Source organism: Micromonospora sp. WMMD729 (assembly GCF_049315225.1).
Lineage (GTDB): Bacteria > Actinomycetota > Actinomycetes > Mycobacteriales > Micromonosporaceae > Micromonospora.
Genome location: NZ_CP186059.1, coordinates 3,616,448 through 3,629,939 on the forward strand (window position 1 = coordinate 3,616,448; position 13,492 = coordinate 3,629,939).

Sequence of the window (13,492 nt, forward strand, 5' to 3'; positions counted from 1 at the left end):
CATGACGATAGGTCGGCAGGGATGCCCATCGATTCGCAGGCGGTGCGGTGGCCGAGACCGACGACGCGGCGTTGGACGGGGGCGACCCGCCTGACGAGGAGTTCCCGCTGCTGATCGCGGTGACGCCGTCGGCGCGCGAGCGCATCCGACTCGCGGAGCGGCTCGACGGCGTCGCCCCGCTGCTGCTGGTGGCCGACCTCGACGAGCTGCGCCGGCTGATCGGGGCGCCGCAGCAGCGGCCCGGACCGCCGGGCGAGCCGCCGCCGGACCGTACGCCCGCCGCCGAGCCCGACCCCGCCCTGGTCGTCGACTCGGCCCGGTGCACCGCCCGGTACGGGGCACGCGAGGTCGACCTGACCCGGCTGGAGCACGACCTGCTGACCTGCCTGGCCACCGAGCCGCTGCGGGTGTGGAGCTACGCCGAGCTGCACCGGTCGGTCTGGCACGACGAGGGGCGCGGGCGCAGGGCGGACGTCCAGTCCCTGGTGAAGCGGCTGCGCCCCAAGTTGCGGGACCTCGGCACCGCCGCCACGATCGAGGTGGTCCGTGGTGTCGGGCTGCGGCTCACCGACCGGCAGGACCCACGGATCGCCCGCGCCTGACTGCTGCCTGACTTGGGCAGGTTCTCAGCAGGGCCCGGCCGCCCCGATCCGGGGTCGGCGCGTTTTCCGGTATCCGAGAGCCGCGCCCGGTGAGCACGTAACGTGAAACACAGCCGATCAACGGCGAACGCCGGACGCGCCCGCCGCCTGCCCGCTCACCCGCAGGAGGTGCGGACACCATGCTGTCGGTATTCGATCCCCGGCACACCGTCGCTCCCCCGGGATACAGCCGCTGGCTCATCCCAACCGCGGCGTTGGCCGTGCACGTCTGCATCGGTCAGGTCTACGCGACGAGCGTCTACAAGAACTCCCTCATCGCGCACTTCGACACCAGCCAGACCGCGATCGGGGCGATCTTCAGCATCGCCATCGTCATGCTGGGGTCGTCGGCGGCGGTGGGCGGCCGCTGGGTGGAACGCAACGGCCCACGGCGAGCGATGTTCGTCTCCGCCTGCTTCTGGGCCACCGGCTTCCTGGTCGGGGCGCTGGGCATCGCCACGAAGCAGTTGTGGCTGCTCTACCTCGGCTACGGCGTCATCGGCGGCATCGGGCTCGGCATCGGCTACATCTCACCGGTCTCCACGCTGATCAAGTGGTTCCCGGACCGCCCGGGTCTCGCCACCGGCCTGGCGATCATGGGGTTCGGTGGCGGCGCCCTGGTCGCCGGTCCGCTCGCGCGCCAACTGCTGTCGCTCTACGACGCCGGCTACAACCCGGCGAACCCGGCGGCGGTGGCCTCGGGGGGCGCCCTGGTGGGGCTCTTCGTCACGTTCGGCATCGGCTACTTCGTGATCATGATGTTTGGTCCGTTCAACGTGCGGGTGCCACCACCCGACTGGCGGCCCGCCGGGTTCGACCCCGCCCGCGTCGCCGCCCGACCGCTGGTGACGAGGGCGAGTGTGTCCGCCTCCAACGCCGTACGGACCCGCTCGTTCTGGCTGCTGTGGATCGTGCTGTTCTGCAACGTCACGGCGGGCATCGGCATCCTGGAGCAGGCCAGCCCGATGATCCAGGACTTCTTCCGGGACAACGGGTCCACCGCCGTGTCGGTGTCGGCGGCCGCCGGTTTCGTGGGCGTGCTGTCGCTGTTCAACATGGCCGGCCGGTTCGTCTGGTCGACGACGTCCGACCTGATCGGCCGTAAACCGATCTACCTGGTCTACCTCGGTGTCGGCATGGTGCTCTACGCGCTGCTCGCGGTGGCCGGGCACGCGGCGACGGCGCTCTTCGTGCTGATCGCCGCGCTGATCATCTCGTTCTACGGCGGCGGCTTCGCCACCATGCCCGCGTACCTGCGGGACCTCTTCGGGACCTTCCAGGTCGGAGCCATCCACGGGCGGCTGCTGACCGCCTGGTCGGCGGCGGGCGTAGCCGGGCCGTTGATCGTCAACCGGATCCTCGACACCCAGGGCAAGCCCGGGACGCTCACCGCGTCGGCGTACCGGCCCGCGCTGTTCACCATGGTCGGCGTGCTCGCCATCGGCTTCGTCGCCAACCTGCTGGTCCGTGCCGTGCCCGACCGGTTCCACGAGCCGGACCAGGGGTCGACCTCGCCGGTGGCGAAGGCCAGCGTCACCGAGCCGGTCGCCCTCGGCCCGCAGAGCACGCCACCGGTGCCCGACCACGTCGGTGACCAGACCGGGCGGCTCTGGCTGTCCTGGCTGCTCGTCGCGGTGCTGCTCGGCTACGGGATCGTGCAGACCCTGAGCACGGCCGCCAAGCTGTTCACGAGCTGAGGCGGCCGGCGTTCACCGGACGTCCGCCGCCGGGCCGCCGTCGGCGAGGCGTTCCCGCTGGGGTACGACGGTGTACTTCGGATCGCGCGCGGACACCGCGCCCGCCTCGAAGATCCCGAAGCGGGTGGCCAGCGACGAGGCCACCAGGGCCGCGCCGGAGAGCACCGACAGGAGCCGGCTGCGTCGGGAGAACAGCGCGGCGACCGCACCGACGCTGAGCAGCACGTTGCCCGCCCGGACCAGGCGGCCGCTGTGGCCGCTGCGGTAGGGCTCGCCGGTGATCCAGAGCCGCTCCATCCGGTGGCCACCGACCAGCTTGATGGCCGCACCGGCGGCGGCGAGCCGGCGCAGCGGGCCCGTCTCGGCGGCGGGCGCCGCGATGAGACCCACCCCGGAGGCCGCGGCGAGCGCACTGCCGCCGAAGACGAACGGGATGAAGGGGTACGCGTCGTGCCAGGCCGGTACGGCGGTGTCGGCGAGCAGGACCCCGGTGTACGTGGCCAGTGCCGGCGCGGTGGCCGCCGCGGCGAGACCGGCGACGTCACCGACGCCGGGCGCCAGCCGACGGGCGAGGCCCAGCACCCCGTGTCGCGGTAGCAGGGGCGCGAGTTCGGCGACTGCGGCCACCCCGGCGGCCGGGCCGAACGCGGTGAGGATCCAGGTGCCCATCGACATGGGCGAGGTCGGTTTGGCGACCCGGAGCATGTGGTGGAACCGTTCCGGCCGACCGAGGTCGTGCACCAGCAGGTACGCGCTGGCGACGGTGCCGCCGAGGGCCGTCCAGCGGCCCACCCGGCGCAGGGCGGGGCGTCCGGTCAGTTGGGCGCCCGCGCCGATCAGGGCGCCGCCGGCGGCGAGGCCACCGGTGAACAGGTACCCGCCGATGTCGCGCTTCCACACCGGCGCCTTGAGGATCGGCCGACCGTAGTAGGAGCTGAAGTCGGCGGGTGGCACGGTCAGCTGCTCGCCGCCGTGTCCGCGCCCGCGCCGCCCGCCGGGCTGGTCGAGGCGGGCCTGGTACGCGCGGAACCGGTCGCCCACCGGTGGCGTCGGGTCGGTCATGGCCGCCTGCCCAGGAACGCGACCACCGTGGCGGCGGCCATCGTCAGGGCGGCGACGCCGGCGCGTTTCCACATGGCCGGCAGGTCCCGGGTGGTCACCACCGGATCCGGCGGCAGCCCGTACACCTCGGGCTCGTCCAACAACAGGAAGAACGCGCCGTCACCACCCACACCATCGTTCGGGTCGTGCCCGTACAACCGCGCCTCGGGAACGCCTCGCTCGTGCAACACCTGCACCCGCTGCGCGGCGCGGTCGCGCAACTCGTCCAGGGGCCCGTACTGGATCGACTCGGTCGGACACGCCTGCGCACACGCCGGCGTCATCCCCGCACCCAACCGGTCATAACACAACGTGCACTTCCACGCCCGACCATCACCCCGACGCTGATCGATCACCCCGTACGGACACGCCGAAATGCAATACCCACACCCGTTACAGATGTCCTCCTGCACCACCACCGTCCCGAACTCCGTCCGGAACAACGACCCCGTCGGACACACATCCAAACAAGCCGCATGCGTGCAGTGCTTACACACATCCGACATCATCAACCAGCGAAAATCACTGCGACCCTCCACACCGGTACCCCGCCCCGGCGGCTGCGCCCCCGGCATACCCAGGAACTCCGGGCCGCCGGACATGCGGGTGGCCGCGCCGGGCGAGCCGGGTGGCAGACCCGGGTCCGTGCCGGTGTCGGCCTCGGTCCGCGCCCCGACGGCCGCCGTCGCCGGGCTGACCGCCGGCCCGTCCGGGTAACCGGCGAACGCCGGGGTGGCCCAGCCGGCGCCGCGCGGCTGCTCGACGAACGCGACGTGCCGCCACGAGTTCGCCGTCAACGCCCCCGTGTTGTCGTACGACATCCCCAACAGATCGAAGCCACTCTCCGGAACCCCGTTCCACTCCTTGCACGCCACCTCACACGCCTTGCACCCGATACACACACTCGTGTCGGTGAAGAACCCCATCCGCTCCGGCGCGTCCACATAACCCGCGTCCGGCGCCGGATCGAGCGGCCCGTACAGGGCGTTGGCGTGCGGCATCGCTCAGTCCTCCTGGTCGCTGCTGCTGTCGGCGACGTCCGTCGTGACCAGCGGTGGGTAGCGGTGGCTCAGGTTGCCCGACCGTCGCCGGTAGTCGACGACGAGGTCCAGCAGCTCCTGCCCTCTCGGACGCCGGCCGGGCCGTATGTCACACGTGCCGACCTTGCTCTCCTGGATGAGGACGTTGGGGTCGAGGGTGATGCCGAACAGGTCGTTGGCCGAGTCACCGGTGACCAGGCCCTCGAAGCCGAAGTGGTACGGCAGCCACACCTGGTGCAGGATCCGACCGTCCACCCGTAGCGGCGTCACGCGGTCGGTCACCAGCACCCGCGCCTCGATGGCCGCGCGGGTGGTGACCAGGTGCGCCCAATCCAGGTGACTCAACCCTCGGTCGACCGCCAACTCGGGCGACACCTCCACGAACATCTCCGGCTGCAACTCGGCGAGGTGCGGCACGGTCCGGCTCATCCCACCGGCGGTGTGGTGCTCGGTGAGCCGGCTGACCGTGAACACGTACGGGAAGACGTCGCTGTGCTGCTCGGGCGGGCTCGGGTTGAGGTTGTTGATCGGGTGGGTGTAGACCTTGCGGGTCGGGTTGGCCTGCTGGCGGTAGAGCGGGTTGCGCACCGGCGACTCGACCGGCTCGTAGTGGGTCGGCAGCGGCCCGTCCAAGACGCCGCTGGGCGCGTACAGCCAACCCTTGCCGTCGCCCTGGAGGATGAACGGGTCGTCACCCGCGATGCCCGCGACGCCCGAGGTGTTCGGCGGGGGCCGGTACGAGGGTGCCTTGGTCTTCTCGAAGTCCGGCACGTCGTAGCCGGTCCACTCGCCCTTGTCCGGGTCCCACCAGACGTAGCGTTTGCGCTCGCTCCACGGGTTGCCGTCGGGGTCGGCCGAGGCGCGGTTGTAGAGGATCCGCCGGTTGGAGGGCCACGCCCAACCCCATTCGAGCGCCACCAGGGACTGTTCCGCGCCGGGCTTGCGGCGGGCGGCCTGGTTGACGCCGTCGGCGTACACGCCGGTGTAGATCCAGCAGCCGCCTGCCGTGGAGCCGTCGTCGGTCATCTCCGTGTAGCTGGCGAGGGGTCGGCCGCTGGCGACCTCGTACCCGTTGATCTCGCGCAGGACCGCCTCGGCGCTGGGCTCCGCGTTCGGACCGTGCGTGGGGTAGTCCCAGGTGAGGTCGAGCAGCGCGCGGTCCCGGGGGCGGGTCGAGCGCGCCAGGCGTTCGCGGATGATGCGGCCGAGGTGGTAGAAGAACCACAGCTCGGAGCGGGCGTCGCCCGGCGGTTCGACGGCCTTCTCCCGCCACTGCAACAACCGCTGCGTCTGCGTGAACGTGCCCTCCTTCTCCACGTGCGACGCCGCCGGGAGGAAGAACACCTCGGTCCGGCAGTCCTCGGGCACGATCTCGCCCGTTTCGATCTCCGGACCGTTCTTCCAGAAGGTCGCGCTCTCGACCATGAACAGGTCCCGCACGACCAGCCAGTCGAGGTTCGCCATGCCGAGGCGTTGCGCCCGGCCGTGCGCCGAACCCACCGCCGGGTTCTGCCCGAGCAGGAAGTACCCCTTGATCTTCCCGTCGATCATGTCCAGGACCTGCTGGTAGGTGCCGTGGTCGCCGGTCATCCGGGGCAGGTAGCCGTAGCAGAAGTCGTTGTCGGCGGTGGCCGCGTCACCCCAGTACGCCTTGAGCAGGTTCACCCCGTAGGCGCGCGCGTTGCCCCAGAAGCCCTTCTGGTCGGGATGGGCGATGCTGTTGATCCACTCGTCGAGGGTCGGGTGGTCGGCGTGGTGCGGCATGGGCAGGTAGCCCGGCAGCAGGTTGAACAGGGTCGGGATGTCCGTCGAGCCCTGGATGCTGGCGTGCCCGCGCAGCGCCATCACCCCACCACCCGGGCGACCCATGTTGCCCAGCAGCAGTTGGATGATCGCCCCGGCCCGGATGTACTGCACGCCCACGCTGTGCTGCGTCCACCCGACCGAGTACACCAGCATGCCGGTGCGTTCCCGACCGGAATTCTCGGTCCACGCCCGCGCCAACTCCAGGAACTTCTCCTGCGGAATCCCGCAGACCCGCTCGACCATCTCCGGGGTGTAGCGGGCGTAGTGCCGCTTGAGGATCTGGTAGACGCACCGTGGGTGCTGCAACGTCTCGTCCCGCTGCGTCTGCCCGCCCACCGGCGCACCGTGCGACTCGTGCTCCAGACCGGCCCCCGTCTCCCGCTGCGTCTCCGTGTCGCGGGTGGAGATGTTCTCCGGGGCGCCCTCGTACTGCCAGCTGCTCTGGTCGTAGCTGGCGTTCTCCTCGACGAAGCCGGAGAAGAGCCCGTGCAGGTCCTCGCAGTCCCGGAAATCCTCGCCGACGATGGTGGCGGCGTTGGTGTAGGCGAGGACGTACTCGCGGAAGTCCAGCTCGTTGTCGAGGATGTAGCGGATCACCCCACCGAGCAGCGCGATGTCCGTGCCCGCCCGGATCGGCAGGTACGCGTCGGCCAGCGCGCTCGTACGGGTGAAGCGCGGATCGACGTGGAACACTTTGGCGCCGCGACGCTTGGCCTCCATCACCCACTGGAAACCCACCGGGTGCGCCTCGGCCATGTTCGAACCCTGGATGACGATGACGTCGGAGTTCGACAGGTCCTGCTGGTACTGGGTGGCACCGCCGCGACCGAAGCTGGTCCCCAGACCGGGGACGGTGGCGGAGTGTCAAATACGCGCCTGGTTCTCGATCTGCAACGCCCCCATCGCCGTGAACAACTTCTTGATGAGGTAGTTCTCCTCGTTGTCCAGCGTCGCCCCACCCAGACTGGAGATCCCCAGCGTCCGGTTCAGGGGCCGGCCCTGCTCGTCCACGTCCTCCCAGGTCTCGTCGCGGGCGGCGAGGACCCGGTCGGCGATCATGTTGAGCGCCGTGTCGAGGTCCAGGTCTTCCCACTCGGTGCCGTACGGCCGGCGGTAACGGACCGTGGTCTGGCGCAGCGGACTCGTCACCAGGCTCTTGCTCGCCGACCCCTTCGGACACAGGCGGCCCCGCGAGATCGGACTGTCCGGATCACCCTCGATCTGCGTGACCCGGCCGTCCGCCACGAACACCCGCTGACCACACCCCACCGCGCAGTACGGGCACACCGACCGCGCGACAGAATCGGCGCTCTCGGTGCGGGCGGTCAACGACAGGGATCGGGCCGACGTGGCGGCGGCACCGCGACCGAGCGGGTCGGTGCCCGCGAGCTGGCGATAGAGCGGCCAGCTCGCGATCCAGCGGCGCACCCCCATCGCTGCACCTTTCCCACCAAAGACCCGAAATATGAATACTCCGACACTAGATGAGGGGTCGGGTCGGCCGCAGCGAGATCAGCAGGAAGGCGTCATAGTGATCATCTCGACTGGTGCTCGACGGCCAGGTGGTCGCCGAAGGTTCGGTAGCGGCGCAGCTCCCAGAACAGCCAGCCGATGCTGACGAGCGCCACGACCACGAAGACGACCGAGCCGGTGAAGGTGTCCCAGAGCGTGTGCAGCACGACGACACCGACGAAGGTGCCGAGGAACCCGAGCAGCCGGCGGACGCTCGGGGTGGCCAGCAGCGCCCACAGCGCCCCGGCGGTAAGGCCCGTCCAGGCGGTGTGCCCGGCGGGCGCGGTCAGGCCACGGATGAACAGGGTCTGCTCCACCGCGCCGATGTTGCCCTTCGAGCTGAGCAGCGCGGTGAAGGCGTACCCCATGGTCTCCAACGCGGCGAAGCCCATGCCGACGGCCACGCCGATGACCAGACCGTCGGACGGCACCCGGCGGCGGTGCTGCGCCAGGACCGTGAACAACAGCACCACGGGAACGATCAGCTTGGCCGACTCCTCGATCAGCGCCACGAACAGCATGGGCAGGGTGCCCAGGCCGCGCAGGGTGTCGTACTCCAGGGTGCCGGCCACCACCGTGCCGATCACCCCGCCGAAGAACGCCGAGGTCACCAGCACCCACGCCGGCACCTGCCACCGCCCGGTACGGGCCTGGGCGAAGGTCAGGAAGGTCAGGGGCGCCAGGGTCGCGCCGAGCAGGATCAACGCCGGCACGAAGTTCGGGTTCTGGGTGCGGACCAGGGTCCGCAGCACCGCGAGATAGAGGATCAGCCCGATTACGAAGACCCCGACCCACGCCCACCGGCGAGAACGATCACGCATACCGGGGAGTCTCGCGGATCCAGGTTACGAAGACCAGCCTGAGTGCGGCAACGACCGCACACCGCAGGGCGCATTCCAGGCGCCCGCGTTGGTTCTGGCCGTGGTCTAGACTCGCTCTCTTCGGCGGTGTACCGCGCGGAGTCCCCGAAGGCGTCCCCGTGACACCTGATCTCACCGACGTGCACGACAAGCTGGCAGCCGCAGTAGCGGGTGTGGCCGCCACGTTCCGCGGCATGACCGCCCACCCGTCGGAGTCCAACTGCGAGTGCCACTGGGGCAGCGCGCAGGAGTTGGCTCTGCTCAAGACGCCCGACGTTCCCCTCGACGACGACCTGCTCCGGCGCACCTACTGGCTGGCTGACTGGACCTATCCGGGGCCGCTGCTGCGTCGGATACTGCCGCAGGTGGCCCAGGGGCTGGTGAGCGGCGAGGTGGTGCTGATCGGCGGATTGATGAGATTGTTCATCCGTGGCCGCTGGCGGGATTGGCCCAACGCGCAGCGTGACGCCGTGCAGACGTTCCTGGACGCGTGGTGGCAGCACATCCTGGTCGATCCCGACGCCACCGTGCCCGCCCACGAGGCGCTGGAATTCCTCGCCGAGATCTCCGTACGGCTCACGCCGTGGCTGACCACCTGGGCCAGCCTGCTGGGTGACCAGACCGCGGCGACGCGGTTCGTGGTCGCCGTCGAGCACTGGAACTACGACCTACCGGGCGACATGCTCCCCTGGCAGAGCTGGCACGACGCGGCCGACTGGTGCGCCGCCCTGTCGTTGTGGGTGCTACGGACCGCGCCGCCCGTACTGCGCGAGCACGGCGCGTCCGCCGAGTTGCAGGACGACGTGCGGCGGCTCGCCCTGCCGTTCGAGAACCGGTGGGACGACTGATTCCGACCGTCGGAGTGGTGCGGCGGACCGCCAGCGTGACCACCAAGGTCCATCTGGCCGCGGAGTCGCACTGCCGGCCGATCGCGGTACCCGATCCTGCCGGACGCATGCCCGTTGACGGGTCACTTGCATTTTGCAAGTATGGCACGCATGAGCCTCTTCATCACCTGCCCGGTCGAGAGCGTCGAGCGCGCAACCGCCTTCTACACGGCCCTCGGCTGGACCCTCAACACGGAGATGTCCGACCACAATGTGTCGTGCTTCGCAATCGCGCCCGAGCAGTACGTCATGCTCGGCAGCCGCGAGATGTACGCGAGCGTCGGCGGAGTCGAAGAGCTGATCGGCGGACCAGATACGCCCTCGAAGGTCACGGTCTCGTTCAACCTGGGCAGCCGCGAGGCGGTCGACGAGCTCGTTGACCGCGCCGGCGCCGCCGGCGGGCGGGTCGGTGACACCGACGACTACCCCTTCATGTACCAGCGCCAATTCGACGACCCCGACGGCTACCACTACTCACCGTTCTGGATGAAGGCGGACGCCGATCCAACCGCGTGAGCGACCTCGCCGCGGCCCTCGACATCGTCGGAGCACGGTGGGCCCTGCTCATCGTGGAACGGCTGCTCGACGGACCACAACGCTACGGCGATCTGCAGCGCGACCTCGGCGTGCCGACGAACATGCTCGCGACACGCCTGCGCGAACTCGAAGCGGCTGGCGTGCTGTTCCGCCTGCCCCTTCGACACAACACGCGGGCCTATGCGCTGACCGATCGCGGGCTCGCCTTACGCGAGGCGATCGTCGCACTCGGCAACTGGGGCAAGAACGACGCCTAGGGACCCTCTGTCGCATCACAGTCTGGTCCAGCGCAGGATCGTCCTCGTCATGGCAGGAACTCGCCGGTCAGGGCGATGAGGGCGCGGGCGGCCGCGCCGACCGGGCGGTCCACCGGCGTGGCCAGCGACGCGATCCAGTCCAGGTCGGCGTCGGTGACGGTCAGCCTGCGGACGCCGGGAGCGTCGGCGACGACGAAGCGGGGCAGCAGCGCGATGCCGAGGCCGTGCCGGACGTGGTCGACGCCGGTGGCGATGTCGGGGATCTCGATGGTCACGCGTCGGGACAGGCCGGCGGTGGCGAACGCCCGGTCGGTGACGGTGCGGTTGCCGTACCCGATCGGGGAGTCGATGAAGTCGAGGCCGGCGAGGTCGCGCAGCGACACCGCTTCGCGGGCGGCCAGCGGATGATCGTCCGGTACGACGAGGTCGATCACCGAGCGGGCCAGCTCGGTGAGGTGGATCTCGGCGGGTGGCGCGCCGGGCAGCGAGACGAAGGCGAGGTCGAGCCGGCGCTCGGTGAGCGCGTCGATCAGCCCTTGGGAGCCGGACGGCGCGACGCTGGTGTGCAGCAGCACCCCGGGATGCCGACGGTGGAACTCGCCGAGCAGGGCCGGCAGGTGCAGCAGCCGGATCGAGGTCATGGTGCCGATCCGCAGGGTGCCCCGCAGGCCGCCGTGCACCTCGGCGACCGCGTCGCGGGCGTCGCGGGCCGCGTCCAGGGCGATCCGGGCGCGGGGTAGCAGCGCCGCACCGGCGTCGGTGAGCAGGACGCGCTTGGAGTTGCGGTCCAGCAGCGCCGCGCCCAGCTCGCGTTCGAGGGTCTTGACCGCCGCGGAGACGGCGGACTGGACGACGTGCAGGCGGGCGGCGGCGCGGGTGAAGTTCTGCTCCTCGGCCACCGCGACGAAGTACTCGAGTTGGCGCAGTTCCACGCCGCCAAGTATCACCTACGGCGATGGTAACTAGCGCCAACTTTCGTTGGACGTGATGATCGGCTGGGGTGACAGTGGGGTCATGTCGTCAACGACCCTGCCCTCCCGACAGCCTGTCGCACCGGGTGACCCGCACGAAGGATCGTCCCGCCACGACCGTGGCTTCTGGGCGATCGCCCTGGCGTTCCTCACCGCGATGGCGTTCTGCACCGTGCCGTCCCCGCTCTACCCGCTGTACCAGGCGCGGGACGGCTTCTCCACGTTCATGGTCACGATCGTGTTCGCGGCGTACGCGGTGGGTGTGGTGACCAGCCTGCTGCTCGCCGGGCACGTGTCGGACTGGGTCGGCCGCAAGAAGATCCTCATCCCGGCGCTGGCGTTGGAGCTGGTCGCCGCCGCGCTGTTCCTGGGCGACACGTCGCTGCCGGTGCTGCTCCTCGCCCGGCTGGTGAGTGGTCTGGGCATCGGCATGATCACCGCGACCGCCACCGCGTACCTCCAGGAGTTGCACGCGGCGCACCGCCCCGGCGCGTCCCGGCAGCGCTTCGAGGTGGTCTCCACCGCCGCGAACATCGGCGGCCTCGGCGTGGGCGCGCTGATCGCGGGCGTCCTCGCCCAGTACGTCCACGCCCCGCTGCGCACCCCGTACCTGGTGTTCGCCGTGCTGCTGGCCGTCAGCCTGGTGGCGGTCGCGGCGACTCCGGAGACGGTCCGGGAACGCCTGGTGACGCCGGCCTACCGGCCGCAGCGGATCAGCGCCGACCACGGCGACCCCGCCGGGTACGTGGCGGCGGCCGCCGCCGGCTTCGCCTCGTTCGCCGTGTTCGGCCTCTTCACCTCCGTGGCCCCGGGCTTCGTCGCCGGTGCCCTGCACCTGCCGTCGCGGGCGCTGGCCGGCGCGGTCGTGTTCGCCGTGTTCGGCGGCGCGGCCGTGGCGCAGAGCCTCACCACCCGGCTGCCCGCTCCGGCGAAGGTACGACTCGGGCTGCTGGCGCAGGCCGTCGGCGTGCCCGTCGTGCTGGTCGGGATGCACACCGCGAGCCTGACCGCGTTCCTCATCGGCGGCGTACTCGCCGGCGTCGGCGCGGGTGTGCTGTTCAAGGCCGCCGTCGGTACGGTCGCGGCGATGGCCGTGCCGGCTCGGCGCGGTGAGGCCCTGGCCGGGCTGTTCCTCATCGCCTACCTCGGGATGAGCCTGCCGGCGCTGGGCATCGGCATCGCCACCCGTGCGGTCAGCACGATCACGGCCATGAACTGGTTCACCGGCCTGCTCCTCGTCCTGCTCGGCGGCGTGACGCTGCTGTTCCGCCGCAGCAGCGCCAATCGCTGACCGCGCCGCGCGGTCAGCGTGGATCGGACCAGAACGGTTCCAGCAGCGCCGGGTCCGCGACATAGGCCGCGACCTGGGTACGCTCCGACTCCGTCAAGGTCAGCGCGCGCAACCGGGCACCCCACTCGGGCACCCGGTCGGTCTTGCCCAGCGCCACCGACAACTCGACGAGCGCGGCGAGCGCCATCGCCTGCTCTACCACCGGGGCGTCCTCGGCCCGGCGGCGCATCCCCGAGTCGAGCGCCCGGTAGGCGGCCCGGTCGTCGGTCTTGAACTCGCGCAGGATCCGCGCGTTGTCCAACACCCGGGCCAGCCCCTGCAATTTCGACGACCCGCCGTACTCCAGATCCTGTGGCTCGTCGCGCCGGATGAAGACGATGGTGTTGCCGCACGGGTCGACGATGCTGAACCGCGACGCCCCCGCCCGGAAGCGGGTCATCCGGGGCAGGCCCTTGACGAGCACCTTGCCGTACGCGCGGCGCATCGCCTCGGCGAACGCGGCGTGGTACGGCGCGACCGCGTCGACCATCACCAGCGCCCCGCCGGACTGCTCCCGCGTCGGGTCGAGGTCCTTGGGCGCGGGGCCGTAGTGCAGGTCGAACCCGCTGAACCGGAACGCCAGGTACACGTAGGGCCGCAGTTGCTCGTAGGTCACCTCGAAGCCGAGGGCTCGCCAGAACGCCAGGGTCTCCTCCGGCGCCGGGCAGGGCAGCAGCGGCACGGTCGTCTCGTTCGGCTGGACCCGGTCCTCGCTGATCGTCACGGTCACTCCCCCGGTCGGCAGGCCGGCCATTGTGCCAGCATCGGCGCCGGCTCGCGCCCGATCTCACCTCCTACCCAGGGAGGAGGTGGGCTACGACCGGGGGCCGCGACCGAGGCCCGAGGTCGGACG

The 13,492-nt window shown here is 70.7% G+C and carries 12 protein-coding genes; 6 read left to right on the plus strand and 6 right to left on the minus strand.

Annotated features, from left to right (window positions below; genetic code table 11):
- Window positions 1-47 precede the first annotated feature (47 nt).
- Both ACN263_RS16665 and ACN263_RS16670 read left to right on the plus strand, forming a co-directional pair.
- Complete coding sequence (locus ACN263_RS16665; protein ID WP_422735227.1) at window positions 48-602, plus strand: winged helix-turn-helix domain-containing protein; 555 nt, start codon at window positions 48-50, stop codon at window positions 600-602.
- A gap of 179 nt (window positions 603-781) precedes the next feature.
- The gene (locus ACN263_RS16670) at window positions 782-2,338 is read left to right on the plus strand and encodes an OFA family MFS transporter (RefSeq protein WP_422735228.1); all 1,557 of its coding nucleotides are present in this window, start codon (window positions 782-784) and stop codon (window positions 2,336-2,338) included.
- A 12-nt stretch (window positions 2,339-2,350) separates the two neighbouring features.
- Here ACN263_RS16670 and nrfD read toward each other — a convergent pair whose 3' ends face one another.
- The 4 genes from nrfD to ACN263_RS16690 all read right to left on the minus strand — a co-directional run bounded on the left by nrfD (window position 2,351) and on the right by ACN263_RS16690 (window position 8,618).
- Window positions 2,351-3,400, minus strand: coding sequence for an NrfD/PsrC family molybdoenzyme membrane anchor subunit (nrfD, locus tag ACN263_RS16675; protein ID WP_422735229.1), 1,050 nt, complete (start codon window positions 3,398-3,400; stop codon window positions 2,351-2,353).
- A complete protein-coding gene (locus tag ACN263_RS16680; protein ID WP_422735230.1) occupies window positions 3,397-4,440 on the minus strand; it encodes a 4Fe-4S dicluster domain-containing protein in 1,044 nt (347 codons plus the stop codon). The genes nrfD and ACN263_RS16680 overlap by 4 nt, the downstream gene beginning before the upstream one ends.
- A 3-nt stretch (window positions 4,441-4,443) precedes the next feature.
- Complete coding sequence (gene fdh / locus ACN263_RS16685; RefSeq protein ID WP_422735231.1) at window positions 4,444-7,719, minus strand: formate dehydrogenase; 3,276 nt, start codon at window positions 7,717-7,719, stop codon at window positions 4,444-4,446.
- Between the two features lie 101 nt (window positions 7,720-7,820).
- A complete protein-coding gene (locus tag ACN263_RS16690; protein ID WP_422735232.1) occupies window positions 7,821-8,618 on the minus strand; it encodes a PrsW family intramembrane metalloprotease in 798 nt (265 codons plus the stop codon).
- A 158-nt stretch (window positions 8,619-8,776) separates the two neighbouring features.
- Here ACN263_RS16690 and ACN263_RS16695 point away from each other — a divergent pair, with 158 nt between their 5' ends.
- The 3 genes from ACN263_RS16695 to ACN263_RS16705 all read left to right on the plus strand — a co-directional run bounded on the left by ACN263_RS16695 (window position 8,777) and on the right by ACN263_RS16705 (window position 10,338).
- The gene (locus ACN263_RS16695) at window positions 8,777-9,505 is read left to right on the plus strand and encodes a hypothetical protein (RefSeq protein ID WP_422735233.1); all 729 of its coding nucleotides are present in this window, start codon (window positions 8,777-8,779) and stop codon (window positions 9,503-9,505) included.
- Between the two features lie 150 nt (window positions 9,506-9,655).
- A complete protein-coding gene (locus ACN263_RS16700; protein WP_422735234.1) occupies window positions 9,656-10,060 on the plus strand; it encodes a VOC family protein in 405 nt (134 codons plus the stop codon).
- Window positions 10,057-10,338 (plus strand): winged helix-turn-helix transcriptional regulator, encoded by a 282-nt coding sequence (locus ACN263_RS16705; RefSeq protein WP_355048224.1) that lies wholly within the window; start codon window positions 10,057-10,059, stop codon window positions 10,336-10,338. Before ACN263_RS16700 ends, ACN263_RS16705 begins: the two co-directional genes overlap by 4 nt.
- A gap of 47 nt (window positions 10,339-10,385) precedes the next feature.
- Here the strand turns inward: ACN263_RS16705 and ACN263_RS16710 are convergent, their stop codons facing one another.
- The gene (locus ACN263_RS16710; protein ID WP_422735235.1) at window positions 10,386-11,285 is read right to left on the minus strand and encodes a LysR family transcriptional regulator; all 900 of its coding nucleotides are present in this window, start codon (window positions 11,283-11,285) and stop codon (window positions 10,386-10,388) included.
- Window positions 11,286-11,352: 67 nt separating this feature from the next.
- On the opposite strand from ACN263_RS16710, the gene ACN263_RS16715 reads away from it, so the two are divergent.
- Window positions 11,353-12,600 (plus strand): MFS transporter, encoded by a 1,248-nt coding sequence (locus ACN263_RS16715; RefSeq protein WP_422735236.1) that lies wholly within the window; start codon window positions 11,353-11,355, stop codon window positions 12,598-12,600.
- Between the two features lie 13 nt (window positions 12,601-12,613).
- Here ACN263_RS16715 and ACN263_RS16720 read toward each other — a convergent pair whose 3' ends face one another.
- Window positions 12,614-13,363, minus strand: a complete 750-nt coding sequence (locus ACN263_RS16720; protein WP_422735237.1) for a glyoxalase — start codon at window positions 13,361-13,363, stop codon at window positions 12,614-12,616.
- Between the last annotated feature and the right edge of the window lie 129 nt (window positions 13,364-13,492).

Bases quoted from the DNA above. Each gene is read 5' to 3' on its own strand.
- ACN263_RS16700 (WP_422735234.1), top strand. From the start codon at position 9,656: ATGAGCCTCTTCATCACCTGCCCGGTCGAGAGCGTCGAGCGCGCAACC.
- ACN263_RS16680 (WP_422735230.1), bottom strand. From the start codon at position 4,440: ATGCCGCACGCCAACGCCCTGTACGGGCCGCTCGATCCGGCGCCGGAC.
- ACN263_RS16690 (WP_422735232.1), bottom strand. From the start codon at position 8,618: ATGCGTGATCGTTCTCGCCGGTGGGCGTGGGTCGGGGTCTTCGTAATC.
- ACN263_RS16670 (WP_422735228.1), top strand. From the start codon at position 782: ATGCTGTCGGTATTCGATCCCCGGCACACCGTCGCTCCCCCGGGATAC.
- nrfD (WP_422735229.1), bottom strand. From the start codon at position 3,400: ATGACCGACCCGACGCCACCGGTGGGCGACCGGTTCCGCGCGTACCAG.
- ACN263_RS16715 (WP_422735236.1), top strand. From the start codon at position 11,353: ATGTCGTCAACGACCCTGCCCTCCCGACAGCCTGTCGCACCGGGTGAC.